This is a genomic window from Saccharopolyspora hattusasensis (assembly GCF_050972075.1).
Taxonomy (GTDB): Bacteria; Actinomycetota; Actinomycetes; order Mycobacteriales; family Pseudonocardiaceae; genus Saccharopolyspora; species Saccharopolyspora hattusasensis.
Map to the genome: position 1 here is coordinate 3,909,470 of NZ_JBPCDC010000001.1, position 24,751 is coordinate 3,934,220.

Below are 24,751 nucleotides of genomic sequence, written 5' to 3' on the forward strand. Positions count from 1 at the left end.
ATCGTGAAGAAGGTATGAACCCACGTTGGGCATCCTTCGTTCAGAAGGTATGGGAAACCGATGCTTGGGAGTGCGGACATGATGGCAAACGATCACGGCACGGTGCTCGCCACCATGGTCTTCAACCTGGTAGCCCCGACGGGAGTGATCGCGCCGGTCGGCGTGCAGCTCCGGTACGACAGCCGCAACCCGTACGAGATCTCCATGAAGCTCAACGTGGGCACGGACGGTCAGGTGGATTGGGTGATCGCCCGCGACCTGCTGGCCGACGGACTGATCGCCGAGGCAGGCGAAGGCGACGTGCGAATCCGCTCCCGACTCGACGAGCCGACGTTGGTCATGATCGCGTTGAGCTCGCCGTCAGGGCAGGCCACCTTCGAAGTGAATGCCGATCAGCTTGCCGACTTCTTGAACGACACCTACGACGCGGTCGCACCCGGTGACGAACACCGGTGGATGAACCTCGACGAGACGCTGAGCCAGCTGCTCTCGCACAACCTGTAAGGGCCCGGTTCTCCCGAAGCGCCGCACGCCAGGCGGCCAGCCGCGGCACCTGACGACGCCTCGTCCGGCAGCTAGCGGGTAGAGCGACTAAGCAGGCCTGCTGATCGTGCGAACCTGGCGAACGTGCACAGCGCCGCAGCCTGTACCTCGACATGCGGGTGCATACGGGGGATCACCCGTGGGATCACCCGCTGGCATCCGTCCCTGGTCACCTCGGTGACCAGGTTTGGAGGGCTTCGAGTGCGTCGGCGTGATTGCGGAGCTGCCGAGTGCGACGGTTCGATCCGCTACATCTCGACATCGATCTTGCCGTCGCGGACATCGCGCAGCGCGGCCAGATAGCCGACCGTGATCGCCTCGATGACCAGGTCCTCGGCTTCCGTCGGTCCTTCCCGGTATCCGAAGGCCGACCCTGCCAGGTGCCCAGTCGGCCCCGGCCACCTGGCCGCCCCTCGCTGTCCTCCGGTTGTGAGGTGCAGATGTCGAAGTAACCACGTTCACGACCAGGAGGCTGCGGGGACGACACCCCCGCACCCGGGCTATCTCGCGAGGACAGCCCCGACGCGACGTATTGGCATACCGCGTATTGGACATACCGCGTACTGGACGACATACCGCGCGTCTGGGATCCCGGAGCCTAGAAGGCCTCTGGTGTTCCGCCGCCGGCACCGCCATGCAAAACGGGCCTGGAAACAGGTGCCCGTCAGTAGCCCTGGTAGCCGCCGCCCTGGGACATGGACTTCAGGCCCGGGTGCCCTTCGAAGCCGCCGTAGCGGTCGAAGGTGTAGCGGACCCCGGCGATGATGTTGTCCACCGGATTCCAGATGTCGTCGTGCCCGGGGAGCTTGTGCGCCTGGAACGTCGGGTCGATGCACTGCATCAGGCCCTTCGACGGCGTTCCCTTCGCGGCGTTGGAGTCCCAGTCGTTGATCGCGTGCGGGTTGCCGCCCGACTCCTTCTGGATGATCGTCCAGATCTCGTCGATGTTGTCCTCGGTGACCGGGATGCCGTTGGCCTGCAGGATCTTGACGGCCTCCCGGATCCACTGCTCGACGTTGCCGGGCGGCGGACCGCTGCTGGGCGGGCCACCGCTGGGCCCGAGGCCACCGTCGCCACCGCCACCAGAGCCGCCTGAGCCGCCGGATTCACCACCGCCCCCGCCACCACCGGCACCACCAGAACCGCCGGAGCCACCGGACGAGCTCGACTCGCCGCCGGGCGTGGCGGACTGCTGGTTGGTCTGCGAGGGCGGGGTCATGTCCCAGTCGACCTGCCGACCCGGGGTCGGCGTGAACGGTTGCTCGCCGGCCTTCGGCAGCGAGGACAACGCTCCGGTGAGCCCTGCCGCGGCGCCGCGCAACTCGCCCAGCGCGGCGCCGAGCTTCGAGTTCGCCTCGTCGATCTTGCCGGTGGCCTCCTGGGCATGGTCTTGCATGGCCTTCCTGATGGCCTCGTCGCGCCGTCCCGCCGCCTCCTCCTTGGCGGCCTGGTCGGTCGTTCCGGCGATCTCCTTCTGGTAGGCGTCCTCGGCGCGCCGCGCATCGGCCAGCGCCCGCTCGCCGATCGCGTTGGCCTGGTCTTTGGCGGACCGCACCGCATCCGCCGCTCGGTCCAGCACGTCGGCCGAGCTCTGCAACGCCTCGCGGGCCTTGTCGAACCCGCCGGTCATCTTGCCCATGTAGGCGACGAAGGCGTCCGCGGAGGCACCCTCCCACGCCCCGTCGAGACTGCGCACGGACTGGTCTAGATCCCGCCCGTGGTCGCCGGTCTTACCGGCCGCCTCGCGCCAGCGGTTGCCGATCGCGCGGATGTCCTCCGGCCTGCTGTCTTCGATCTTGCGAAGCTGCTCGGCGAGCTCGCCCCCACCGGGCTTGCTCGCCACCTCTCCCGAAATCCCCATCTGGTCCCCAGCTCAGCGGAACGATTCGACGTTCGCCTGGTCGATGTCCTCGACGGTGGTCCGCACCGCGTCGAGCGCGCTGCTCGCGCTGCGCAACAACTGCTCCCCGGCGTCCAGCTCCCGCTTGCCCGTGACGTCGAGCTCGGTGATCGCGGACGCGAACGAACCCGCCGCCTCCAGCTCGCCGAAGATCGCGCCGTCGACGTGCTGGCCTTCGAAGCCGTCTCCGACCGCCCCGACCGGCCCGGCCTTGCCGTCCAGCACCGCTCGGCAGTCCTCCAGGGCTTGCATGTTGTAGCCCGCCTGGGTCACCGCTCCTCCTCGCGCTCAACCCCGCACGTTCGACGGCGGGCACCGCGACCCGGTTCCGTGGGCCAGAGCAAGGACATCAGAAAAACCCGCCCGGTGTCGGGGAATTCCCTATCACCGGGCGGATTTCAGCGAAGTTTCGGGCCGGTCAGGCGGTCGGAACGGATATTTCGCCCTGCACCGCGCGGAGCGCGATGTCGGTGCGGTAGTGCGAGCCGGGCAGATGTACGCCCTCGACCCGGCGGTACGCCTCCTCGCGGGCCGCCGCCAGGTCCGCGCCGGTGGCCACCACCGACAGCACGCGGCCGCCGGCGGAAAGCACCGCGCCGTCCTCCCGGCGACGGGTGCCGGAGTGCAGGACGCCCTGGACGTCGCCGCCCTGGATCACGTCGTCGACGCGCGGCCGCCCGGGGTAGCCCTCCGCGGCCACCACGACGGTCACCGCGGCACCGGACTCCCACTCAAGCGGCTGCTCGGCCAGCTCGCCGCGCGCGACGGCGTTGAACAGCGACGCCAGCGGCGTGCGCAGCAGCGCCAGCACGGCCTGGGTCTCGGGGTCGCCGAAGCGGCAGTTGAACTCGATCACCTGCGGGCCGCTGGAGGTCAGCGCCAGACCGGCGTAAAGCAGGCCGGAGAACGGCGTGCCGCGTCGCGCCAGCTCGTCGACCGTCGGCTGCACGATGGTGCGCACCACGGTCTCGACCAGGTCATCCGGTGCCCACGGCAATGGCGCGTAGGCACCCATGCCGCCGGTGTTCGGGCCCGCGTCGCCGTCGCCGACCCGCTTGAAGTCCTGCGCGGGCAGCAGCGGGACCACCGTGGTGCCGTCGACCAGGCAGAACAACGACGCCTCGGGGCCGTCCAGGAACGACTCCAGCAGCACCGGGTGCCCGCCGTCGAGCAGCTTGAGCGCGTGCGCCCGAGCCGCGTCGAAGTCGCCGGTCACCAGCACGCCCTTGCCGGCCGCCAGTCCGTCGTCCTTGACCACCCAGGTGGGGCCGAAGCGCGTCAGCGCGGCGTCCAGCTTCGCCGGGTTGTCCACCACTTCGCTGTGCGCCGTCGGCACACCGGCGGCGAGCATGACGTCCTTGGCGAACGCCTTGGAGCCTTCGATGCGCGCGGCCTCCTTCGACGGGCCGAAGCAGGGGATGCCAGCCGCCCGGACCGCGTCGGAGGCGCCCGCGACCAGCGGGGTCTCTGGGCCGAACACGACGAGGTCGGCCTGCCACTTGGTGGCCAGGCCGGCCACCTCGTCCGGCTTCGCGACGTCGACGCCGTAGGTCTCGGCGAGGGCAGCGGTGCCCGCGTTGCCCGGCGCACAGGCCAGCGCGGTCACGGACGGGTCGCGGGACAGCGCCAGGACGATCGCGTGTTCCCGACCACCGCCACCGATCACGAGGATTCGCACAAAACGTGAGCGTAGAGCGTGCGGCACGCCACGTCGGCAATGCCCCCCGCCAATCCTCGCGCGGATGCCGAGCCTGTTGGTGAATGGTCTGGGTGGGTGGTCGCTTAGCGGAACCTGAGAGCGGTTCCCTGGACTGCGGGTGCCCCTCCTGATGTATGACCAAATACGCGGCGGAGGGGCCGTCCTCGCAGAAAACCTCCCAGAACCCGCCGACGGTCGTCTTGGCAAGGTGAATGCAAGCGGCTACGCCGCTTCCAAAGGCGCGGACGGCATTCGCCGACAGGCGCTCACGTGGGCTGGATCATCCGGCCGATCCCGGTAGTTCACCTGACCGTTGTCGCCGGGTCGCCGTGCCTTGCGTGAATGGTCGATTGCGGCGGTCAGTGTTTTGCCCGAATGTGCAGCGTTGATCGACATGCTGCGCGAGACACAGGAGGGCAAATGACGATCCGGGTACGCCTGACGGCTCTGTCCGTCGCGGGCACAGCGGCGTTGGGGCTGATCACCGCGCCCGCCATCGCCGCACCGATCCGGCCGCAGGACACCGACCAGGTGGCGGTCTTCGGGCACCGAGGTGCCTCCGGGTACCGGCCGGAGCACACGCTGGCCTCCTACGAACTGGCGGCCCGGATGGGTGCCGACTACATCGAGCCGGACCTGGTGCCCACCAAGGACGGCGTGCTGGTCGCGCGGCACGAGAACGAGATCGGCGGCACCACCGACGTCGCCGCGCACCCCGAGTTCGCCGACCGCAAGACCACCAAGGTCATCGACGGCACCTCGCTCACCGGGTGGTTCACCGAGGACTTCACCCTCGCCGAGCTCAAGACGCTGCGCGCCAAGGAGCGCATCCCGGCAATCCGGCCGGACAACACGATCTACGACGGCCGCTACGAGGTGCCGACGTTCCAGGAGGTCCTGGACCTGCGCGAGCGGCTGTCCCGGGAGCTGCATCGCGAGATCGGCGTCGCCCCGGAGACCAAGCACCCCAGCTACTTCGCCAAGCTCGGCCTGCCGCTGGAGCCCGGCGTTGTCGAGGCGCTGACCCGCAGCGGCCTGAACCGGCCGAACGCCAAGGTCGCCGTGCAGTCCTTCGAGGTGGGCAACCTCAAGGAGCTCGACCAGGTGCTGCGGGTGCAGCTCGTGCAGCTGATCAGCAACTCCGGCGCGCCGCAGGACTTCATCGAGTCCGGTGACCCGCGCACCTACGCCGACCTGGTCAAGCCGGAGGGCCTGCGGGAGATCGCCGGATACGCGGACGTGATCGGCCCGGACACCAAGGTGATCCTGCCGGTGAACGTCGACGGCTTCCTCACCAAGCCGACGACCGTCGTCGCCGACGCGCACGCGGCCGGGCTCAAGGTGGTGCCGTACACGGTCCGCGCGGAGAACAACTTCCTGCCGGCCGACTTCCGGTCCTCGGCCGCCCCGGCCGCCTTCGGCGATGTCTTCGGGTTCTTCCGGGCGCTGTTCGACCAGGGCATCGACGGGATCTTCAGCGACCAGCCGGACATCGCCGTCACCGCCCGCGACGAGTTCGCCGCGACGCACCGCTGATCGGAACTCCGCTTCCGCTGCTCGAGCCCCGTGAGTGTTTTCGGGTGCCCCAACCCCCAGAAACACTCACGGGGCTGTTCTTTCACAGGTACCACGGCCATCGGGCCGCCTAACCTGTCCATGATGGACGGAGGTGCTCGGTGGCCCAATTGCTGCTCGTCCTGATCGGTGCGCTGCTGGTCACTGCCGTTGCGCGGAGCCGCGAGATCGCCTCCCCGCTGCTGCTGGTCCTGGTCGGCCTCGTCGCTTCGCTGATCCCCGCCACGGCGCACCTGGAGATCGATCCGGAGCTGCTGCTGACCGTCGTGCTCCCGCCGCTGCTCTACGCCGCCGCGCTGGAGAGCTCCTACACCAACTTCCGGGCGCGGATCGCGCCGATCGTGCACCACGGCGTGCTGCAGGTCGTGGCCACGTCGTTCCTGATCGGCTGGCTGGCCTACACGCTCATCCCGGAACTGCCGCTGAACTCGGCGATCGTGCTCGGCGCGGTCATCGCGCCGCCGGACGCGGTCACCGCCGCCGCGGTCGGCCGCCAGCTGAAGCTGCCGCGGGGCGTGATGACGGTCCTCGGCGGGGAGAGCCTGATCAACGACGCCGCGGCGCTGACGATCTACCGGATGGCGATCGCCGCGGTCGTCGGCACCACGCCGACCCTGGCCCAGGGGACGCTGGTGTTCGTGCTGGCCGTGGTGGACGGCGTCGTCCTCGGGCTGGTGTTCGGGATACTCGCGCAGATCGCCCGGACCCGCGTGCCGGACGTGCAGGTGGCGACCGTGCTGGGCGTACTCGTGCCGTTCATCGCCTACCTCACCGCCGAGCAGCTACACGGTTCCGGCGTGCTCGCGGTGGTGACCGCCGGGCTGTACGTCGGCCACAACCAGCCGCGTGCCCGGGCCGCCGGGCGGCTCCAGGAGCACACCGTCTGGGCGTCGATCAACCTCCTGCTGGAAAGCCTTGTGTTCGCTTACATCGGGCTGCAGCTGCACTCCGTCGTCGCAACGCTCGTCGCTTCCGGGCGCAACATCGGCGCGGTGCTGGTGCACGCGCTGATCATCCTGGCCACGACGATCGGCATCCGGATCGGGTGGATGTTCTGCTCCAACTACCTGCCAGGTCTGTCGCAGCTGCTGGCCACCACCATGAAGCGTGGCGCCCGGTGGCGGCGCACGGCCGTGCTCTCGTGGGCCGGGATGCGCGGCGTGGTCACCCTCGCGGCCGCGGGCGCGATCCCGCACACCACCGGCACCGGTGAGCCGTTCCCGGCACGGGAGCTGATCCAGTTCATGGCGTTCGTGATCGCGGTCGGCACGATCCTGGTGCAGGGGACGACGCTGCCGTGGCTGATCCGCAAGCTCGGCGTCACCGACCCGGACGAGGCCGCGCGCGACGACCAGGCTGAGTCGGAGGCCCGCGTGACCGCGACCAACGCCGCCCTGCGCTACCTGGACGGGCTCACGCCCGACGACCTGCACACCAGCCCGGAGCACTTCGACCGGATCATCGGCCGGATGCGGGCCCTGGTGGAGCATCAGGGGATGGCGGCGGCGGAGCAGGTCGGGCGCACGCCCGACGAGCGGGCGGACACCGCGAGCAAGGTGTTCTCCGACCTGCGCCGCGACCTGATCGAGGTGCAGCGCTCGGCGATGGCGGACGAGCGGGACGCGGGCAACCTCGACGACGAGGTGCTGCGCCGCGTCCTGCGCGAACTGGACCTACAGGAAGCCGCCCTGGACAGCTCCTGGCGAAACCGCTGACCCCAGTTCCCCGCAATTTCCATTGAAATCGAAGATCCGGTTTCAATGGAAATTGCGGAAGTTGTCCACAGTCATCGGCGTGTCGGCGTGCGACACGCCGATGATCCATGATTTCCAATTGAAATCGAAGGTCCGGTTTCCTTGGGCCTGTTCAGCGTGGCCGATCCGGAGCCGCGATGCTGGAAGCCCCGTGGCGCGGGGCTGCCGCAGGCGGGGCTGCAGCCTTGGCCCACCCTCGCAACCGGCACCGCCGCGGGTGCTCAGCGGCCTTCTCGCCAGGACAGCCCGGACGCGACGTATTGGTCATACGTGTGTCCGGGATCCTGCAGCCGAGAAGGCCGCTGAGGTTCCGCCACCTGGAAACGCTCGTTGAAATTGCGGTTCAACTCACGCCATGGTGTGGCGGACGATGGTCTGGTCGCGGCCGGGGCCGACGCCGATCGCCGAGATCCGCGCCCCGGCGAGCTCCTCGATCCGCTCGATGTAGGCCTGGGCGTTGGCGGGCAGGTCCTCGAAGGTGCGCGCCCCGCTGAGGTCCTCCCACCAGCCCGGCATCTCCTCGTACACCGGCACCGCGTGGTGCACGCCGGTCTGCGTCATCGGCATCTCGTCGACCCGCTCGCCGTCCACGTCGTAGGCGACGCAGATCGGGATCGTCTCCAGCCCGGACAGCACGTCCAGCTTGGTGAGGAAGTAGTCGGTGATCCCGTTGACGCGGGTCGCGTAGCGCGCGATCACCGCGTCGAACCAGCCGGTGCGCCGCGACCGGCCGGTGGTCACGCCGAACTCGCCGCCCTGCTTGCGCAGGTTCTCGCCGGCCTCGTCGATCAGCTCGGTCGGGAACGGACCGGCGCCGACGCGGGTGGTGTAGGCCTTCAGGATGCCGATCACCGCGTTGATCTTCGTCGGGCCGATGCCGGAACCGGCGCAGGCACCACCGGAGGTCGGGTTCGACGAGGTCACGAACGGGTAGGTGCCGTGGTCGACGTCCAGCAGGGTGCCCTGCGAGCCCTCCAGCAGCACGGTCTCGCCGCGCTCCAGCGCCTCGTTGATCAGCAGCTTGGTGTCGGCGATGCGGCTGGCGAACTGCTCGCCCTGGGACAGCACGGTGTCCACGACCTCGTCGACGTCCAGCCCTCGGCGGTTGTAGACCTTGACCAGGATCTGGTTCTTGATGTCCAGCGCGGCCTCGACCTTCTGCCGCAGGATCTTCTCGTCCAGCAGGTCCTGCACCCGCACGCCGACCCGGGCAATCTTGTCCTGGTAGCAGGGCCCGATGCCGCGCCCGGTGGTGCCGATCTGCTTCTTGCCGAGGTACCGCTCGGTGACCCGGTCGATGGCCACGTGGTACGGCATGATCAGGTGCGCGTCGGCCGACACCAGCAGCTGCGAGGTGTCCACGCCGCGGCCCTCCAGCCCGGCCAACTCCTCCAGCAGCACGCCGGGGTCGACGACGACACCGTTGCCGATCACGTTGGTCACGCCGGGGGTGAGGATGCCCGACGGGATGAGGTGCAGCGCGAAGTCCTGCCCGTCCGGCAGCACCACGGTGTGACCCGCGTTGTTGCCGCCTTGGTAACGGACGACCCACTGCGCCTGCTCACCGAGCAGGTCGGTCGCCTTACCCTTGCCCTCGTCGCCCCACTGGGCGCCGATCAGCACGATCGCCGGCATGTGAAACTCCAACCTGGATTGGGTGGTCGCCAGCGTGACCGCACGCTTCGCCCGCTCCCACCACGGGGTATGCCGGTCGATCAGGGTAAACCAGGAGCGAAACGTGAGTACCACCGCATTGTCCTGCGGAAACGTCGAGTGCGCAGCGCGCCCGTCCGGTGACGGAGTGCAATGGTTCGGCGTCCCGGCCACGCCGGGCCGCGACGACGTGGATCCGCTGGTCGCCGACACCGAGGAGCGGCTGGTGGTGCACGGCACCGACGCCGACCTCGCGGCGGTGGTGCTGCGCCTGCTCCGCAAGAACCGGCTGGCCGACCTGGTCGTCGGCTACGTCCCGGTCGCCGACTCGCCGGCCGCGCGGCTGTGGGGGCTCCGCGTCGGAGACTTCGACCGCGCGCTCACCGCGGTGCCGCGCCCGGCGGCGTTGATCAGGGACGATTCGGGTGGCGTGCTGCTCGGCGAGGGGACGATCGAGCCGATCACCGGCCAGGTGTATTGCGACGACGAGCAGGTACTCAACGGCGCTGCGGTAAACATCACCATCTCGCCGGACCCGGCCGCCACGCCGTTGCCGGAGCCCACCGCGGATCCGCTGAGCGCCATGCTCGAGCCGGCCGCCGACGGCCTGCTGGTCACCACCATCCGCCGCGGCCTGCTGCGCCGTCGGCGCGACGTCACGCGCGGTCGCGCGGTGCAGGCGTCGTTCCGCTCGGCGACGGTGCGCCGCGACGGCGTGGCCCATCCGCGCCCGATGGAGAAGTGGGTCTGGTACCGGCACACCGAGGACCTCCAACTGGCCCACTGAAATCAGAACTCCGCATTTCTACCAAATAGGATCCAATTTCACCCGAAATCGGGATCCCCCGACACACAACGCGCTGACCTGCGTCAATCCGGGCCGGATGGGCCCGAAATCACCCATTCCAAACGGGACGAGCGCCGACGGAACCAACTCGGCGAGCCGCAATTTCGGTGACTTCCGGAACCGGTGCGCCGGATTGGTGCGAAATTAACCAGGCGGTGGCACGATCGGTGGCGGTTTCACGCCAAGTTATCCGTCGGTCACGCTCCGGCATTGTCTTGGCCACCTGCGTGGGCAATGGTCAACACGGACACCGGCGAGACGCCCATGCGGAGGGAAGCCATGAGAGGCCACCGATCGTTGCGCGCGACCCTGACCGCCCTGCCCCTGGCGGGTGCCCTCGGCCTCGCGCTGGCCGTTCCGGCCAGCGCCGAGCCGCCCGGCATTCCCAGCCCGGAGACGGCGAAGACCGAACTCGCTGAGCTGACCGTCGCGCCGGAGGGCTCGATGGACGGCTACAGCCGGGAGAAGTTCCCGCACTGGATCGAAGGCCCGGACGGCTGCAACACCCGCGAGGCGGTACTCAAGCGCGACGGGAAGGACGTGGCGGTCGGCTCGGACTGCTACCCGACTTCCGGCAGCTGGTTCAGCCCCTACGACGGTGTGACCTGGACCAAACCGTCCGATCTGGACATCGACCACGTCGTGCCGCTGGCCGCCGCGTGGCGCTCCGGCGCCGCGAAGTGGCCCCAGGACCAGCGCCAGGCGTTCGCCAACGACCTGGAAGGCCCGCAGCTGATCGCCGTCACCGACAACGTCAACCAGTCCAAGGGCGACCAGACCCCGGACGAGTGGATGCCGCCGGAGGCCGGCTACCACTGCAAGTACGCGTCGATGTGGGTCGGCACCAAGCACAAGTACGAGCTGACCGTCACCGAGGCGGAGAAGTCCGCGCTGCAGAAGGCCCTCGACGGCTGCTGATCACCGGTGCCCCGCCCGACCAGCGGGGCACCACTCCGTCCGGACCTGGCCGGCGCGGCACTGCGCGAAATCGCCGTCCGAACGCGTCGGGTCCTGGCAGGACATACTTGGGACATCCGAGGCGTCGTGAAGAGGGCGGTTCGATGTCAGACCACGCAGAGCGCGCAGCGGTGCTGCGTTCCGAGGTAACCGCGCCGCCGGGCGGGGTGATGACCGACGAGGTCGGTGTGATCACCGGCGACCTGGAGCTGGCCACCGAATGCGCCGACGGTGACGTGACCGTGTGGGTGCGCTATGCGGGCGCCGCCGAGTGGTACCGGCTCTCGGCAGCCGACTGCCACCTCCACGACCCGCGCGATCACAGTGCGCTGCACACCGCCCTGGTAGCGGTCCTGCACCGCCCCTATGCCGGCCTACGTGGCTGAGCGAGGGGCCCTCACCCGGATTTCTCCTCGGGGTGCAGGGGCGGTAGGGCGGCGATCGCTTCGATTCGGCTGAGGCCCGTGGCCTGCAGGAGGTCCACCGCGATCGAGCGGACCTGCATCACCACCACCTGCATCGAGAAGTCCCCCTCGCCGAGGAGCTCCACTGTGGACTTCTTGGCAACCGACCGCGCGGCCTCGCGGGTCTGCAGCGGATCCACACCGCTGGCCAGCTCGTCGCGCAGCAGCACCACGGCGCCCGCCAACTCCTCCAGGAGCCCCGGCAGCGGGCGGGGCACCGGCTCGCCGTCCCGCAGCGCGGCGAGCGCGCGTCGCGCCAGCACGCGGGTGTTGCGCAGCGCGCGGTCGATCGGCGTCGCCGCCGTCTCGTAGCGCTCCAGGTCGCCGCGCCGCCGCCACCGGATGGGCGCGAACCGCGCGATCTCCTGCCCGGCCTCCAGCGCGGTGCGGAGTTCTTCCACGTGCTTCTGGCTCTTGCGCGCCTTCGCGAGCACATCGGTGGCGAGATCGCGGTCCTGCCGTGCCACCGCGTTCCCGACACCGCGCAGCGCGTCGGCGAGGGCACCGAGCACGAGGCGCCCGTTGCGGTGCGCCACGGCGAGCGGGTTCGCCGGCAGCAGTGCGGCGACGACGAAGCCGACCAGGCCGCCGATCGCCGCGTCGATCATGCGGGTCAGCCCGCCCGCGCTGGCCGGTGGCAGCAGCGTCGCGACCAGCACCGACGACGACGCGGCCTGCAGCACGATCACGACTCCGCTGTCCAGCAGCACCGCGGTGCTCATGGCCAGCGCGACGACCAGCGCGATCTGCCAGGCGCCGGTGCCAATGAACGAGATCAGGATGTCGCCGACGCCGATCCCGACGCTGACGCCGACCACCAGCTCCAGGGCCCGCCGCATCCGCTGGCCCAGCGTGACGCCGAGCGAGATGACGGCGGCGATCGGCGCGAAGAACGGGGCCGGGTGCCCGAACAAGTGGCGTGCCAGGAACCACGAGAGGCCGGCCGCGATCGCGCACTGGGCGATCGGAACGCCGGTGCGCATGAGGCGGCGCAAGCGGCGGACGAGCTCCTCGCGCAATCGGTGCACGGTGGACATTGTCCGACAGATCCCGGCGCAATCCGAGCGTCACCGAAGTGATCCTCGCTTGATCCTCGGGTGCGCGACCGGACCGGTCGCGCACCCGAGGACTCCGCTCAGAGCCTGTTGGTGCATAGTCTGGGTGGGTGGTCGCTTAGCGGAACCTGAGAGGTTCCCTGGACTGCGGGTGCCCCTCCTGATGTATGTCCAATACGCGGCGGAGGGGCCGTCCTCGCCAGAAAACCTCTCAGAACCCGCCGACGGTCGTCTTGGCAAGGTGAATGCAAGCGGCTACGCCGCTTCCAAAGGCGCGGACGGCATTCGCCGAGAGGCTCTTAGGCCAGGCCGTTCGCTTCCAGGGACGCCGGGTCGCTGTCGGCGAGCAGCTGGCGGCAGCGGTCGAACTCGTCGGCCTCGCCGATCGCCTTCGCGGCCTTCGCCAGCGCCGCGATCGAGCGGAGCACGCCCTGGTTCGGGGCGTGCCGCCACGGCACCGGCCCGAAGCCCTTCCAGCCCGCCTTGCGCAGGGCGTCCAGGCCACGGTGGTAGCCCGTACGGGCGTAGGCGTAGGCGGCGATGTTCTCGCCTGCGGTCAGCGCCGACTCCGCGAGCGCGGCCCAAGCGGCGCTGAAGGTGGGGTGGTGCGCGGCGACCTCGGCCGGGTCGGTGCCCGCGGCCAGTTCGCCCTGCGCCGCCTCGTTCTCCGGCAGCAGGGTTTCCGGCGGTTCCAACAGATTCCTCGTCATGCCCCAATCCTCCCAGGCGCGAAGACGGCCCGTCCGCCACCAGGCGAACGGGCCGTCGCGCTCCGCGGGTGCCAATTTCGCGAGAAATTGCGCCATCTCCGGGTGACGGGCGCCGCAACGCTCTGTCACCACCCGGGCTCCCCGCCATGGGGCCGCGCCAATTTCGCGAGAAATTGACGTTCACCCCGGTGACGGTCAATTTCTCGCGAAATTGCGCGCCCTCCGGGTGACGTCAGCCGGCGAGCATGCGGCCGGCGGACTTGAGGTTCTCGCAGGCGTGGGCCACGCGGGCGGCCATCGCCTGCTCCGCCACCTTCAAGTAGCTGCGCGGGTCGTAGGCCTTCTTGTTGCCGACCTCGCCGTCGATCTTCAGCACGCCGTCGTAGTTCTTGAACATGTGGTCCGCGACGGGCCGGGTGAAGGCGTACTGGGTGTCGGTGTCGATGTTCATCTTCACCACGCCGTAGGAGACCGCCTCGTGGATCTCCTCCAGCAGCGAGCCGGAGCCGCCGTGGAAGACCAGGTCGAACGGCTTCGAGCCGGCCGGCAGGCCCAGCTTCTCGGTCACCACGTCCTGACCCTGCTTGAGGATCTCCGGGCGCAGCTTGACATTGCCCGGCTTGTAGACGCCGTGCACGTTGCCGAACGTGGCGGCCAGCAGGTAGCGGCCCTTCTCACCGGCGCCGAGGGCGTCCACGGTCTTCTCGTAGTCGCCGGGCGCGGTGTAGAGCTTCTCGTTGATGTCGTTGGCGACGCCGTCTTCCTCGCCGCCGACGACGCCGACCTCCAGCTCCAGGATGATCTTGGCCTGGGCCGCGGCGGCCAGCAGTTCCTGGGCGATCTCCAGGTTCTCGTCCAGGTCGATCGCGGAGCCGTCCCACATGTGCGACTGGAACAGCGGGTGCTCGCCGCGGTTGACCCGCTCCTGGCTGATCTGGATCAGCGGCCGGACGAAGCCGTCCAGCTTGTCCTTCGGGCAGTGGTCGGTGTGCAGCGCGATGTTCACCGGGTACTTCGCGGCCACCACGTGCGCGAACTCGGCCAGCGCGGTCGCGCCGGTGACCATGTCCTTGACCTTGGTGCCGGAGGCGAACTCGGCGCCGCCGGTCGAGAACTGGATGATGCCGTCACTCTCGGCCTCGGCGAACCCGCGCAGCGCCGCGTTTAGCGTCTCCGACGAGGTCACGTTGATGGCCGGGTAGGCGAATTCGCCCGCCTTCGCCCGGTCCAGCATCTCCGCGTAGACCTCGGGGGTCGCGATGGGCATCGGTCGTCCTCCTCGGGTGGAGTCTTGTCATGGTGACGGGGATCGCGCAGCATCCTACGAGCTCGTGCCCGCTACCAGCGGGCACTTCCGGCCCGGTGCCACACTTTCGCGTCACAGTGCCCCAGCGGGGGCTCTTTTGGAAAGCCGGTGACAGGATTCAGAACAGACGAATCCTGTGGACATCCTCACACGCTGCAGGTTCGGCGGCCAGAGAGGCCACCGATTTGATCTTGAAGGCCGCTGCTACGCCCACGCCCCGCTGAGCAGATTCCACTCGCGGACGGTGGTCTTGGCGATCACGCCGGCCTCCGTGTAGGGGTCCGCGTCGAGGACCTTCTGGACCTCGTCGGCGTCGGCCGCCTCATAGATCAACTGCGCGCCGAGTTTGTCGGCGAACGGCCCGCCCGCCAGCAGCACGCCGCGGTCGGCGAGCTCGCGACAGTACTCCCGGTGCGCGGGACGCACCTCCAGGCGGCGCTCCTCGTCCTCGCCGTACACCAGATCGACCACGAACTTGGACATTCCGACACCTCCGTTGCGGATCACCGAACGATATCGACGCTACCCGGTCGTGGTACACCCGCCAGTGGCCAGCCGGTAGGTTGTTCGATCATGGCCGGTGATTCGCACAGCGCCGAACGTAGCGTCGAACGGACCCTCGGGCACCTGCGCACGTTGGACAGCCCGTCCACGCAGATCCCGGCGCTGCCGCTGACCCTGGAAGACCTGTACCGCCAGCAGCGCATGCGGATGGTGCGCCTGGCAATCCTACTGGTCGACGACCCGGCGACGGCCGAGGACGTGGTTCAGGAGGCGTTCACCGGGCTGTACCGCAACTGGTCCGGGCTGCGCGACGCCAAGGCCGCGATCGGCTACCTGCGGACCGCGGTCGTCAACGGCAGCCGCTCGGTGCTGCGGCGCCGCAAGACGGCCCGCGAGTACCAGCCGCCGCACCAGACCGATGCCCGGTCGGCGGAGTCGCTGGCGATGTTGACCGCCGAGCACCAGGCGGTCGTGGCCGCGCTGGGGCAGCTGCCACGCCGGCAGCGCGAAGTGCTGGTGCTGCGCTACTACGGGGACCTCTCGGAGGCGGAGATCGCCGAGGCCACGGGGGTGTCGCGGGGAACCGTGAAGTCGACCGCGAGCCGCGGGCTGGGGGCCCTGCAGAAGCTGATGGGCAACTGATCGAGAGGGAAGTCCGCGAAATCCACGGCGAACAACACACCTATTTGGTGTAGACCAATGGGTGGCTGGTAGCGGAGGATCGTCGGCGTGACCGCACACGCCATCGCCGTAGACGTCGGCGGTACCGAGATGAAGGCAGCCCTGGTGACCGTCGACCGCGATACCGCGCGGCCGTTGCGCCACGCGCGCCGCCCGACCCCGCGCGGCGCGGACGGTGCCGCGACCGCCGATCTCGTCGTCGAGGCCGTCGCCGAGGTGGTGTCCGACCTGCGTTCCGGCGCGGACGTGGTGGACGCCGTCGGGGTGGTGGTGCCCGGCGTGGTCGACGAGGTGCGCGGCGTCGGGGTGTTCTCCGCCAACCTCGGCTGGCGGGACGTGCCGCTGCGCGACCGGCTCGCCGCCCGCATCGGACTGCCGCTGGGCTTCGGCCACGACGTCCGCGCCGGCGGGCTCGCCGAGGTGCGCTTCGGCGCCGCCCGCGGGATGCGCGACGTGGTCGTGCTGCCGATCGGCACCGGGATCGCCGCCGCGATAGTGCTGGACGGCCGGCTCTACGCCGGGGGCGGCTTCGCCGGCGAGATCGGGCACATCGACATCGGGCACGGCGAACCATGCGGGTGCGGGAGCAGCGGCGGAAGGGTTGAAAACAACTTGACTTCTCTCCTCCCTGGAGGAAGGAGATTCAGTCCTCGCGGACTGAGCTTCCTGCTTCAACGACCGCAGCGTCCCCACCGTGGCGGTTCGGTCTCACACGATCTCACTCAGGCGTTCGGACCGGGGTGGTCCGGGTTCCCGCTCGACCAGCGGTACCCACGTACTTGCTCGGGTGTTCCCACTTGCGTGGGGGTGGTAGGTCTCACCTACCGAAATCAAGACTATCAGCGGTCGCTACGCGACCGACACGCGAGATCTGCTCCTCCCCACCCTGAAGGACGGGGCATCCGCAGATTGGAGATCAGGTGAACGATCCCGAACTGATCCTCGCTGGTGGGCAGGTCGTCACCGCCGACGGAGTGCTGGACGGAGGCTGGGTCCGCGTCTCCGGCGGGACGATCGCCGCGACCGGCACCGGCCCGGCGCCGGTCGGGCCCGCCGTAGACCTGGCCGGGCGGTGGCTGGTGCCCGGCTTCGTGGACATCCACTGCCACGGCGGTGGCGGCGGCTCGTTCACGGGCATCGAGGTCGACCAGTCGCACGCCGCGATCAACACCCACCGCGCGCACGGCACGACGACGATGCTGGCCAGCCTCGTGTCGGCGCCGCTGCCCGACCTGACCAAGCAGATCAGCGCGCTCAGCGAACTGGTCACCGACGGCCCGCTGGCGGGCATCCACCTGGAGGGGCCGTTCCTGTCCGCGGCGCGCTGCGGCGCGCACGACCCGGCGATCCTCCGGCCGCCGGAGAAGACGGCCGTCCAGCAGCTGCTGGACGCCGGGCGGGGCGCGGTGCGGATGATCACCTTGGCGCCGGAGCTGCCGGAATCGCTGAACGCCATCCGGCAGCTCGTGGACAACGGCGTGATCGCCGCGGTCGGGCACACTGACGCGGTGCTGGACCAGGTGGTTCCCGCGGTGGAGGCGGGCGCGACGGTGGCCACGCACCTGTTCAACGCCATGCGGCCGCTGCACCACCGGGAACCGGGCCCGATCGGGGTCCTGCTCGAGGACGAGCGGGTGACCGTCGAGCTCATCTGCGACCTGGTGCACCTGCACCCGGCGGTCGTGAAGCTCGCCGCCTCGCACGCGGGCACCGGGCGGACGGTGCTAATAACGGACGCGATCAGCGCCACGGAGGCGGGCGACGGCACCTACGAGCTGGGCAGTCTGCCGGTCACCGTGATCGACGGCGAACCGCGCCTGGCGGACGGCTCGCTGGCTGGCAGCACGCTGACGATGGACGTGGCGTTCCGGAACCTGGTCGAGTCCTGCGGGCTGACGGTGCCTGCAGCGGTCGCGGCCTCGTCGACGAAACCGGCGCGCCTGCTCGGCCTCGGCGACCGCATCGGCGAGATCCGGCCGGGCCTAGCGGCGGACCTGGTCGTCCTGGACGCCGACCTGGAGCTGGACGCGGTCATGAAGGACGGCACCTGGGTGACCAAACCGAACTGACCGCGGAAGACCACTCATGCCCCGGCGCTCCGGTGACCGCCGAACGCCGTGGGGTCGGTCGCCCCTCGCTACGCTCGGGGTGTGACCCGACCTGACCCCGCCCACCTCTTGTCGGCGGCGCTTCGCGCCCAGGCCGGGGGCAGCCCGGGCCCGGCTGCGCCGCCTGCCTCGCCCATTCCGCCCGCTCTGCCCCGCAAGCGCCTCCCGGTGGTCGGCGTGCTGCTGTTCGCGCTGGTCCTCGGTCTCCTGGCCGGCGGCATCGTCGGGGCGCTGACGCTGCTCCATCCCGTGTGGTGAAGTCCATATTCACGCGACCGAGTGATCGGCGGTGTTGCCCGGGGAAGTCGGCGGGTTTCTCGCCCGGGGGCTGGGCCGGGGGCAGTCACGGTACCGTTGGCAAGCGTGACGACCGAACTGCCCGCGATTGTCGACGCCGCCGCGAACACTCCCGCGCTCGCTTTGCTGCCGGACTGGCTGGATCCGGAGCACATCATCCAGTCGATGGGGCCGTTCGCCCTGATCGGCGTATGCCTGATCATCTTCGCCGAATGCGGCCTGCTCATCGGCTTCTTCCTGCCCGGTGACTCGCTGCTATTCGTGACCGGCCTGTTCGTCGCGACCGGCGCGATCGACACCCCGGTCTGGCTGGTCTGCCTGCTGTTGGCCGTGTGCGCGTTCGTGGGCAACGTGACCGGTTATTGGATCGGCCGCAAGGTCGGGCCGTCGATGTTCAGCAAGCCGGACTCGAAGCTGTTCAAGCGGGAGCACGTGGACAAGACCCACGAGTTCTTCGAGAAGTACGGGGCGCGCGCGATCATCCTGGCCCGGTTCGTGCCGATCGTGCGGACGTTCATCACCGCGGTCGCGGGCGTCGCGCAGATGGACCAGAAGAAGTTCTTCAGCTTCTCCGCGATCGGCGGTATCGCATGGACCGTCAGCATGACGATGCTCGGCTTCTTCCTGGGCAATATCCCGTGGATCAGGAACAACCTCGAAGCGATGGCGATCCTGATCGTGCTGGTCTCGGTCATCCCGATCATCATCGAGTACCTGAAGGGCCGTCGCGAGAAGGCCCGCAACCCCGCAGGCTGACCAGTCGCCACGTTCGCGCGGATCCGATTCGCCGGGTCCGCGCGAACTGCTTTCCGGGTCAGTTCCGGGAAGAAGATCGCCACCCTACACGGCAGAAAGCGACCCCGATGGAGCTCTCCCAGGTTCGTCTCCTCGTCGCGGACTTCCCAAGCTGCTACCGCTTCTACCGGGACGTGCTGCGGCTGGAACCGCAGTTCGAGGCCCCGGACGGGCCGTACGCGAAGTTCAGCCCGGACGGCGGCACGGCGGCCATCGCCTTGCAGGATCGCGCGCAGATGGCCGAGGTCCTCGGCGAACTCGGCGAGCCGCCTACGGCATACCGGTCGCTGGTCGTGCTGCACCTGGACGACCTCGACGGCTACTGCGCGGAGATCACCGCGCGCGGCGCCGAACTGCTCAACGGCCCGGCGCCGATGACGGACCGGATGCGCGTCGCGCACCTGAAGGACCCCGCCGGGAACCTGATCGAGCTGCAGGAGTGGCTGGCCACCCGCGGTTGATCACCAGGCTCCGGCTAGGTCCGCGTGCTGCTCGATCCAGGTGTGCATCACGACGCCCGCGGCGACCCCGGCGTTGATCGAGCGGGTCGAACCGAACTGCGCGATGGACACCACCAGGTCCGCGTCCTGCCGCGAGTCGTCCCGCAGGCCCGGGCCTTCCTGACCGAACAGCAGCACGCAGCGGCGCGGCAGCACAGTCCGCTCGATCGGCACCGCGCCGACGGTGTTGTCCACCGCCACCAGCGCGAGGTCGTGCTCGGTCGCGTAGCCGCGCAGCGACTCCACGTCGGGGTGGTGGTGGATGTGCTGGTACCGGTCGGTGACCATCGCGCCGCGCCGGTTCCAGCGCCGCCGCCCCACGATGTGCACGGCCTTCGCGGCGAACGCGTTCGCAGTGCGCACGACCGTGCCGATGTTGTGGTCGTGCTGGAAGTTCTCGATGGCCACGTGGAAGTCGTGCCGCCGCAGGTCCAGGTCGGCGACGATCGCCTCGCGCCGCCAGTACCGGTAGTGGTCCACGACGTTGCGCCGGTCGCCGTGCTCCAGCAGCTCCGGGTCGTAGCGCTCGTCGGTCGGCCACGGCCCCGTCCAGGGACCGACGCCGACCGTGGTGCCCCACTCGGTGGGACCGACTTCCTCGCTCACGCCAACCCGAGGTCGGCCAGGCCGAGCAGCGAGCGGTAGGGCAGCCCGGCGGCTTCGATCGCCTCACGCGCGCCGGTGTCGCGGTCGACCACGGTGGCCACCCCGACGACCTCGGCGTCTGCCGCGCGCAGCGCCTCGACGGCGGTGAGGACGCTGCCGCCGGTGGTGGAGGTGTCCTCAACCGCGAGCACCCGGCGACCGGTGACGCCCGGGCCTTCGATCAGCCGCTGCATGCCGTGCGCCTTGGTGCTCTTGCGGACCACGAACGAGTCCAGCGCGGGGCCCTCGGCGTGCATCATCGCGGTGGCGACGGGGTCGGCGCCGAGGGTAAGGCCGCCGACGGCGACGTAGTCCCAGTCGTCGGTGAGCTGGCGCAGCAGGCTGCCGATCAGCGGCGCCGCCTGGTGGTGCAGCGTCGCGCGGCGGAGGTCGACGTAGTAGTCGGCTTCCTTCCCGGAGGACAGGGTGACCCGACCGTGCACCACGGCGATTTCCCGGATCAGGCGGGCGAGCTCGGTGCGCTGCTGTTCATGCACTTTGACCACGAGTTTTCAGCATACCGGCCGGGTTGCCGGGGCCGGTGGGCGGCGGCTCAGGTGCGGTCGGGGACGGTGCGGGTGACGATCATGCGCTGGAGCTTATGCGGCACCAACCGGCCGAGGGCGACCAGCGCCTTGTACTGCACGCCCGGCACCGACACGATCTTGTCGCGACGCAGGTCGGCCAGGGCCTCGTGCACCACCTGGTCGGCCTGCAGCCAGAACGCCCTGGGCAGCCGCCCCATCTCCAGCCCGGCCCGCTGGTGGAACTCGGTCTGGGTGAAGCCCGGGCACAGTGCCATGATCCGCACCCCGGTTCCGGCCAGCGACACCGACAGGCCCTCGGAGAAGGCGGTCACGTAGGCCTTGGTCGCCCCGTAGGTGGAGCCGGCGACCGGGAAGAACCCGGCGACGCTGGACACGTTGATCACGTCGCCGCGGCCGCGCTCCCGCATCCCGCGCACCGCCGCGTGCGTCAGCGCGAGCACGGCGGCCACGTTGACGTTCAGCTGCCGCTGCAGCTCGGCACCGGTGGTTTCCCAGAACGAGCCGGCCGTGCCGAATCCGGCGTTGTTGACCAGCAGGTCGACCGGGCGCTCGGCGTCGGCGAGGCGCTCCTCGACCCTGGCGCGCTGCTCCGCGTCGGCAAGGTCGGCCCGGAGCACCTCGATCCGGACCCCGTGCCGGGCCTCCAGGCGATCGGCGAGTTCGGCGAGCCGTTCGGCGTCGCGGGCCACCAGGACCATGTCGTGGCCTTCGGCGGCGAGTCGGCGGGAGAAGGCGCGCCCGATGCCCGCGGTGGCGCCGGTGACGAGTGCGGTAGCCATGGGCCGAACCTACCGGCACCTTCACCCGCCCCGCCCACCCGCCGGCAGGGTTCAGTGTTTCCGTGACTCCCACCGGAATGAGTTGCGGATCAAAATGGAAATTGCGGACTGCTGGGGGTCGGGGTCAGCGCGAGCGGTCTGCCGACGGCTCCGCCTCGGCGTCGACGAGTTCGGCCGCGTCGTTCGCGCCGTCGATCTCGTTCGCGCCGTCGATCTCGTTCGGGTCGGTGCCGAACGGGTCGATCAGGTCGGCGAGGTCGCCGAGGTCGCGCAGCAGGCGCTCCAGGCGCGCCGGGTCGGCGTCGTCGGGGTGCATGGCCGCGAGCACCCAGTCGTTCTCCAGCCACACCACCGTGACGTCGTGCCCGATCTCCTCGGTCGCGTCCACGAGGTCCGGCGTCACCAGCGGCCGGGCCGCCGCCACCTCGGTGACGAAGGCGTACCGCGAGCCGACCGGGCCGAGCAGGTCCAGCCCGGCGGAATCCTGCGGCACCGGCACGTCGGGCAGCCACAGCTCGATGGCGGCCGGGCAGCTCCGCCGGCAGCGGATGGCGACCAGCACCGCGGCGACCTTGCCGTTGACGTCGAGGTCGAGGACGTACACCTGGCGGCGCCCGTCGGTGGTGAAGGTCGAGCCGGCCACGACGTCGGTGGCCGTCACCCCGTTGCACTGGGCGAGCACGCCGTGCTCCCACCTGGTCGGCAGGACCTGGTCGGCCTCGGCGAACTGCCAGCCGCGCAATGCGGCCCAGCGGCGCCGCTCCCGGTTGTTCGACGCGCGCTGGGATCGGTCGGCGATCAGCAGCGCGACGCCCGCACCGATGGCGACGACGGCGATGACGAACCAGAGCCACGCAGGTATGCCCACACTGCGCAGGGTAGTCCGATCATCGCCGAACACGAAGATCACCTGGACATCCGGTGCGGAACCGCCCCATCGGCTGAACGTGACCTGGGAAAACGCATCACGGAGAGGTGCGGTCGGGGCGATGTGCTCCGACCGCACCTCCGATCAGGTGATTCAGCCGCCGATCGACTGGCCGATCCAGTCCCGGACCACCACCGGGTCGGCGAAGATGTCGGTCTCGTCGCCGCACACCTGGACGTGCACGGCGATGCCCGCCGAACAGCACAACACCCCAGCCGGCGCTGAGGCGCAGAAAACATGCACCAATGAGATGGTGTTTTGCCTGGTCAAAGCCCGTGGTCATGCTGAGGTGCCCGGGCACCCGAACGCACTCACTGGCGTTGACCTGCGAAAACCAGCCCTACTAGGCCGGCCGGTCAGGAAGAGGCGAAGTTGTCGCAGAGGGTCTGCCACTCGTCCCGCTCCGGGGCTGGCCCGGGCAGCTCCGCGCCTCCCGAGCGCAGGCCTTCGAGCACCAGCCCCAGGTAGCGGGCGCGGAGCTCGGCGCGGCGGGACTCGCTGGTCGGCAGCGCGGGGTTGAGGTGCTTGAACAGCATCAGGATGTCCGTCCAGTCCACGTCCGAGCGCAGTTCGCCCGCCCGCTTGGCGGCGTCGACCAGGTCCTCGATCTCCGTCGCGACGCGCTGCTGCAGCTCCCGGAACTCCCCGGAGTAGGTGTGCTGCTGGTCCATCGGCGGCAGCACGGTACCGATCCCAGCGCCTTCCCGCAGGCAGCGACGCATGAACCGGACGAGGGCCTGCCACGGATCGGCTTCCTCGGCGCGGGCGGACTCCGCCTCGTCGACGATCCGCCGGAACGCGGTGATGCGGACCTGCTCGATCAGTTCCTGCTTGCTCGGGTAGCGCCGGTACACGCTCGCCACGCCGACCCCCGCGCGCTTGGCGACCTCGGCCATCGGCGCCGCGAAGCTCTGCTCGGCGAACACCTCGCGAGCTGCGGCGATGACCTGGTCGTCGTACCGCGCGGATCTGTTCGGTGTGGCCATGGCCACAGCATACGCCGGACCGGAATGATCCGTTCCGCTGCCGGGTTGAACCGGACCGGAATCATCCGTTCCGCTCCGGCCGACTGCGCGAGCAGGCCGCCGCGGCTGTTGGAAGCAGAGGAAGGCACTAGTGACCACCACGGAGCTCGTCCAGCCCCGCAGCGGTACCCGAGCGCTCCTCCGACGCGGCGCCCTGTCCCGGCCGGCCTCGTTCTGGTTCATCGGCGCGCTGTACGCCCTGTTCCTGATGGGCTCCACCGCGCCGTCCCCGATGTACTCGATCTACCAGCAGCGCTGGCACTTCACGACCACGGTTCTCACCGAGGTCTTCGCCGTCTACGCGGTGGTCATCCTGCTCGCGCTGGTGCTGTTCGGTTCCCTGTCCGACCACATCGGCCGAAGGCCGGTGCTGCTGGTCGGGCTCATGCTGGAGATCGCCTCGATGCTGGTTCTCGCGGTCGCGCCGGGCGTCGGCTGGCTGCTGGTGGGCCGGGCGCTGCAGGGCCTGGCCACCGGGTTGGCGACCAGCGCGATCAGCGGCGCCCTGCTCGATTTCCAGCGCCCAGGCTCGAACCACGGATCGCTGATCAACGGAGTTTCCGCGGGCCTGGGCATGGCGCTCGGCTCGCTGCTGGCGGGTGCCCTGGTGCAGTTCGTGCCCGGGCCGACGCTGACCAGCTACCTGCTGCTCATCCTCGGGTTCGTGCTCGCGATCCCCGGTGTGCTGCTGATGCCCGAACCGGTCGCACGACGCGGCGCGCTGCGCGAGGTGCTGCGCCCGCTGCGGCTGACGGTGCCAGCGGGCAAGGGCGGGACGTTCGCGCTGATGGCCACGACGCTGCTCGCCTCCTGGATCGTCGGCGGGATGTTCATGTCCCTCGGACCGTCGGTGGCCAAGGGCCTGGTCAGCGGAAACCCCTACCTGGTGGGCGGTTTGGCGGTCGCGGTGCTGGCCGGGTTCGGCGGGCTGGCGCAGCTGCTGCTGTCCGGGTGGGAGGCCCGGCGCGCGGTTCGGTTCGGCGCGCCACTGATGCTCGTCGGGCTCGCCGGGGTGGCAGCCGCCGCGCTGGAACAGGGCGCCGCGGTGTTCTTCGTCAGCTCGGCGGTGCTCGGCACGGGCTGGGGCCTGGTGTTCATGGGCGGTTTCCGGATGCTGACCGGCCTGGCGGCCCCGGAACACCGAGCGGGGACCGCGGCGCTGATCTACGTCGTGGCATACCTGTCGGCCAGCGTCCCCAGCGTCGCCCTGGGATTCCTAAGCACGGCCTTCGGCCTGACTACGGCAACGCTGACCTTCACCGCGACGGCGGCCATCTTCGTGACGACGGCGGCCCTCTCCACCTTCGCCCGCCACTGACCACCCCGGCGCGCCGCCGAGGTCGCGCGTTCGCTGTTATGCGGATCGCGACGAGCGTTTCGGTAAGCAGGACGCCGTGCGTGTTTTTGGGTGCTATGGCACCCAAAAACGCTCACGGGTGTTCTTCCGCCACAGCGCGGGCACCCCTCGCCTTCCCAGG

The 24,751-nt window shown here is 69.8% G+C and carries 28 protein-coding genes; 14 read left to right on the forward strand and 14 right to left on the reverse strand.

The window, feature by feature from the left end:
- The first annotated feature begins 78 nt into the window (after positions 1-78).
- On the forward strand, positions 79-504 hold the full coding sequence (locus ACRXBZ_RS18325) for an SsgA family sporulation/cell division regulator (RefSeq protein WP_433880122.1): 426 nt from the start codon (positions 79-81) through the stop codon (positions 502-504).
- Positions 505-773: 269 nt separating this feature from the next.
- Positions 774-995, forward strand: coding sequence for a hypothetical protein (locus ACRXBZ_RS18330; protein WP_433880123.1), 222 nt, complete (start codon positions 774-776; stop codon positions 993-995).
- A gap of 212 nt (positions 996-1,207) precedes the next feature.
- Here the strand turns inward: ACRXBZ_RS18330 and ACRXBZ_RS18335 are convergent, their stop codons facing one another.
- The 3 genes from ACRXBZ_RS18335 to purD form a co-directional block, all read right to left on the reverse strand.
- On the reverse strand, positions 1,208-2,404 hold the full coding sequence (locus ACRXBZ_RS18335) for a WXG100 family type VII secretion target (RefSeq protein WP_433880124.1): 1,197 nt from the start codon (positions 2,402-2,404) through the stop codon (positions 1,208-1,210).
- A gap of 12 nt (positions 2,405-2,416) precedes the next feature.
- The gene (locus ACRXBZ_RS18340; protein ID WP_433880125.1) at positions 2,417-2,716 is read right to left on the reverse strand and encodes a hypothetical protein; all 300 of its coding nucleotides are present in this window, start codon (positions 2,714-2,716) and stop codon (positions 2,417-2,419) included.
- A gap of 145 nt (positions 2,717-2,861) precedes the next feature.
- Complete coding sequence (purD, locus tag ACRXBZ_RS18345) at positions 2,862-4,121, reverse strand: phosphoribosylamine--glycine ligase (RefSeq protein ID WP_433880126.1); 1,260 nt, start codon at positions 4,119-4,121, stop codon at positions 2,862-2,864.
- A gap of 441 nt (positions 4,122-4,562) precedes the next feature.
- On the opposite strand from purD, the gene ACRXBZ_RS18350 reads away from it, so the two are divergent.
- Positions 4,563-5,678, forward strand: a complete 1,116-nt coding sequence (locus tag ACRXBZ_RS18350; RefSeq protein WP_433880127.1) for a glycerophosphodiester phosphodiesterase — start codon at positions 4,563-4,565, stop codon at positions 5,676-5,678.
- Positions 5,679-5,818: 140 nt separating this feature from the next.
- Positions 5,819-7,432, forward strand: coding sequence for a Na+/H+ antiporter (locus ACRXBZ_RS18355; RefSeq protein ID WP_433880128.1), 1,614 nt, complete (start codon positions 5,819-5,821; stop codon positions 7,430-7,432).
- A gap of 387 nt (positions 7,433-7,819) precedes the next feature.
- On the opposite strand, the gene ACRXBZ_RS18360 is transcribed toward ACRXBZ_RS18355, so the two are convergent.
- Positions 7,820-9,106 carry an adenylosuccinate synthase gene (locus tag ACRXBZ_RS18360; protein ID WP_168585780.1) on the reverse strand — a complete coding sequence of 429 codons (1,287 nt, stop codon included), beginning with the start codon at positions 9,104-9,106 and terminating at the stop codon, positions 7,820-7,822.
- Positions 9,107-9,209: 103 nt separating this feature from the next.
- On the opposite strand from ACRXBZ_RS18360, the gene ACRXBZ_RS18365 reads away from it, so the two are divergent.
- The 3 genes from ACRXBZ_RS18365 (at position 9,210) to ACRXBZ_RS18375 (ending at position 11,314) form a co-directional block, all read left to right on the forward strand.
- Positions 9,210-9,911: a hypothetical protein gene (locus ACRXBZ_RS18365; protein ID WP_433880129.1), complete on the forward strand. Its 702-nt coding sequence runs from the start codon at positions 9,210-9,212 to the stop codon at positions 9,909-9,911.
- A 339-nt stretch (positions 9,912-10,250) separates the two neighbouring features.
- Positions 10,251-10,889, forward strand: a complete 639-nt coding sequence (locus ACRXBZ_RS18370) for an HNH endonuclease family protein (RefSeq protein ID WP_433880130.1) — start codon at positions 10,251-10,253, stop codon at positions 10,887-10,889.
- 143 nt (positions 10,890-11,032) lie between these two features.
- Positions 11,033-11,314 (forward strand): hypothetical protein, encoded by a 282-nt coding sequence (locus tag ACRXBZ_RS18375; RefSeq protein WP_433880131.1) that lies wholly within the window; start codon positions 11,033-11,035, stop codon positions 11,312-11,314.
- Between the two features lie 11 nt (positions 11,315-11,325).
- Here ACRXBZ_RS18375 and ACRXBZ_RS18380 read toward each other — a convergent pair whose 3' ends face one another.
- The 4 genes from ACRXBZ_RS18380 to ACRXBZ_RS18395 all read right to left on the reverse strand — a co-directional run bounded on the left by ACRXBZ_RS18380 (position 11,326) and on the right by ACRXBZ_RS18395 (position 14,946).
- Positions 11,326-12,429, reverse strand: a complete 1,104-nt coding sequence (locus tag ACRXBZ_RS18380) for an FUSC family protein (RefSeq protein ID WP_433880132.1) — start codon at positions 12,427-12,429, stop codon at positions 11,326-11,328.
- 317 nt (positions 12,430-12,746) lie between these two features.
- Positions 12,747-13,157 carry a DUF3151 domain-containing protein gene (locus tag ACRXBZ_RS18385; RefSeq protein ID WP_433880133.1) on the reverse strand — a complete coding sequence of 137 codons (411 nt, stop codon included), beginning with the start codon at positions 13,155-13,157 and terminating at the stop codon, positions 12,747-12,749.
- 232 nt (positions 13,158-13,389) lie between these two features.
- Complete coding sequence (fbaA, locus tag ACRXBZ_RS18390; RefSeq protein ID WP_168585784.1) at positions 13,390-14,424, reverse strand: class II fructose-bisphosphate aldolase; 1,035 nt, start codon at positions 14,422-14,424, stop codon at positions 13,390-13,392.
- A gap of 243 nt (positions 14,425-14,667) precedes the next feature.
- Positions 14,668-14,946 (reverse strand): YciI family protein, encoded by a 279-nt coding sequence (locus ACRXBZ_RS18395; protein WP_433880134.1) that lies wholly within the window; start codon positions 14,944-14,946, stop codon positions 14,668-14,670.
- 90 nt (positions 14,947-15,036) lie between these two features.
- Here ACRXBZ_RS18395 and ACRXBZ_RS18400 point away from each other — a divergent pair, with 90 nt between their 5' ends.
- From ACRXBZ_RS18400 to ACRXBZ_RS18425, 6 genes are all read left to right on the forward strand, one after another.
- Positions 15,037-15,609: a SigE family RNA polymerase sigma factor gene (locus tag ACRXBZ_RS18400; protein ID WP_433880135.1), complete on the forward strand. Its 573-nt coding sequence runs from the start codon at positions 15,037-15,039 to the stop codon at positions 15,607-15,609.
- Between the two features lie 87 nt (positions 15,610-15,696).
- Positions 15,697-16,572, forward strand: a complete 876-nt coding sequence (locus ACRXBZ_RS18405) for an ROK family protein (RefSeq protein ID WP_433880136.1) — start codon at positions 15,697-15,699, stop codon at positions 16,570-16,572.
- Positions 16,569-17,717, forward strand: a complete 1,149-nt coding sequence (gene nagA / locus ACRXBZ_RS18410) for an N-acetylglucosamine-6-phosphate deacetylase (RefSeq protein ID WP_433880137.1) — start codon at positions 16,569-16,571, stop codon at positions 17,715-17,717. Before ACRXBZ_RS18405 ends, nagA begins: the two co-directional genes overlap by 4 nt.
- Before the next feature lie 81 nt (positions 17,718-17,798).
- Entirely contained in the window at positions 17,799-18,014 is a 216-nt protein-coding gene (locus ACRXBZ_RS18415) for a hypothetical protein (protein ID WP_433880138.1), read from the forward strand.
- 105 nt (positions 18,015-18,119) lie between these two features.
- The gene (locus ACRXBZ_RS18420) at positions 18,120-18,809 is read left to right on the forward strand and encodes a DedA family protein (RefSeq protein ID WP_433880139.1); all 690 of its coding nucleotides are present in this window, start codon (positions 18,120-18,122) and stop codon (positions 18,807-18,809) included.
- 107 nt (positions 18,810-18,916) lie between these two features.
- A complete protein-coding gene (locus ACRXBZ_RS18425; RefSeq protein WP_168585790.1) occupies positions 18,917-19,309 on the forward strand; it encodes a VOC family protein in 393 nt (130 codons plus the stop codon).
- On the opposite strand, the gene ACRXBZ_RS18430 is transcribed toward ACRXBZ_RS18425, so the two are convergent.
- The 6 genes from ACRXBZ_RS18430 to ACRXBZ_RS18455 form a co-directional block, all read right to left on the reverse strand.
- A complete protein-coding gene (locus ACRXBZ_RS18430; RefSeq protein ID WP_433880140.1) occupies positions 19,310-19,954 on the reverse strand; it encodes a TrmH family RNA methyltransferase in 645 nt (214 codons plus the stop codon).
- Positions 19,951-20,499: an orotate phosphoribosyltransferase gene (gene pyrE / locus ACRXBZ_RS18435; protein WP_433880141.1), complete on the reverse strand. Its 549-nt coding sequence runs from the start codon at positions 20,497-20,499 to the stop codon at positions 19,951-19,953. Before pyrE ends, ACRXBZ_RS18430 begins: the two co-directional genes overlap by 4 nt.
- Before the next feature lie 47 nt (positions 20,500-20,546).
- Positions 20,547-21,320, reverse strand: a complete 774-nt coding sequence (locus tag ACRXBZ_RS18440; RefSeq protein WP_433880142.1) for an SDR family NAD(P)-dependent oxidoreductase — start codon at positions 21,318-21,320, stop codon at positions 20,547-20,549.
- A gap of 124 nt (positions 21,321-21,444) precedes the next feature.
- Positions 21,445-22,230 carry a type III secretion system chaperone family protein gene (locus ACRXBZ_RS18445; protein ID WP_433880143.1) on the reverse strand — a complete coding sequence of 262 codons (786 nt, stop codon included), beginning with the start codon at positions 22,228-22,230 and terminating at the stop codon, positions 21,445-21,447.
- Positions 22,231-22,341: 111 nt separating this feature from the next.
- Complete coding sequence (locus ACRXBZ_RS18450; protein ID WP_433880144.1) at positions 22,342-22,518, reverse strand: hypothetical protein; 177 nt, start codon at positions 22,516-22,518, stop codon at positions 22,342-22,344.
- Positions 22,519-22,604: 86 nt separating this feature from the next.
- Positions 22,605-23,234: a TetR/AcrR family transcriptional regulator gene (locus ACRXBZ_RS18455; protein ID WP_168585795.1), complete on the reverse strand. Its 630-nt coding sequence runs from the start codon at positions 23,232-23,234 to the stop codon at positions 22,605-22,607.
- 130 nt (positions 23,235-23,364) lie between these two features.
- On the opposite strand from ACRXBZ_RS18455, the gene ACRXBZ_RS18460 reads away from it, so the two are divergent.
- Positions 23,365-24,591 carry an MFS transporter gene (locus ACRXBZ_RS18460; RefSeq protein WP_433880145.1) on the forward strand — a complete coding sequence of 409 codons (1,227 nt, stop codon included), beginning with the start codon at positions 23,365-23,367 and terminating at the stop codon, positions 24,589-24,591.
- Positions 24,592-24,751 lie beyond the last annotated feature (160 nt).

Bases quoted from the DNA above. Each gene is read 5' to 3' on its own strand.
- ACRXBZ_RS18370 (WP_433880130.1), top strand. From the start codon at position 10,251: ATGAGAGGCCACCGATCGTTGCGCGCGACCCTGACCGCCCTGCCCCTG.
- ACRXBZ_RS18400 (WP_433880135.1), top strand. From the start codon at position 15,037: ATGGCCGGTGATTCGCACAGCGCCGAACGTAGCGTCGAACGGACCCTC.
- ACRXBZ_RS18440 (WP_433880142.1), bottom strand. From the start codon at position 21,320: ATGGCTACCGCACTCGTCACCGGCGCCACCGCGGGCATCGGGCGCGCC.
- ACRXBZ_RS18350 (WP_433880127.1), top strand. From the start codon at position 4,563: ATGACGATCCGGGTACGCCTGACGGCTCTGTCCGTCGCGGGCACAGCG.
- ACRXBZ_RS18335 (WP_433880124.1), bottom strand. From the start codon at position 2,404: ATGGGGATTTCGGGAGAGGTGGCGAGCAAGCCCGGTGGGGGCGAGCTC.
- ACRXBZ_RS18380 (WP_433880132.1), bottom strand. From the start codon at position 12,429: ATGTCCACCGTGCACCGATTGCGCGAGGAGCTCGTCCGCCGCTTGCGC.
- ACRXBZ_RS18385 (WP_433880133.1), bottom strand. From the start codon at position 13,157: ATGACGAGGAATCTGTTGGAACCGCCGGAAACCCTGCTGCCGGAGAAC.
- ACRXBZ_RS18325 (WP_433880122.1), top strand. From the start codon at position 79: ATGATGGCAAACGATCACGGCACGGTGCTCGCCACCATGGTCTTCAAC.
- ACRXBZ_RS18360 (WP_168585780.1), bottom strand. From the start codon at position 9,106: ATGCCGGCGATCGTGCTGATCGGCGCCCAGTGGGGCGACGAGGGCAAG.
- ACRXBZ_RS18455 (WP_168585795.1), bottom strand. From the start codon at position 23,234: ATGGCCACACCGAACAGATCCGCGCGGTACGACGACCAGGTCATCGCC.
- fbaA (WP_168585784.1), bottom strand. From the start codon at position 14,424: ATGCCCATCGCGACCCCCGAGGTCTACGCGGAGATGCTGGACCGGGCG.
- ACRXBZ_RS18425 (WP_168585790.1), top strand. From the start codon at position 18,917: ATGGAGCTCTCCCAGGTTCGTCTCCTCGTCGCGGACTTCCCAAGCTGC.
- ACRXBZ_RS18375 (WP_433880131.1), top strand. From the start codon at position 11,033: ATGTCAGACCACGCAGAGCGCGCAGCGGTGCTGCGTTCCGAGGTAACC.
- ACRXBZ_RS18395 (WP_433880134.1), bottom strand. From the start codon at position 14,946: ATGTCCAAGTTCGTGGTCGATCTGGTGTACGGCGAGGACGAGGAGCGC.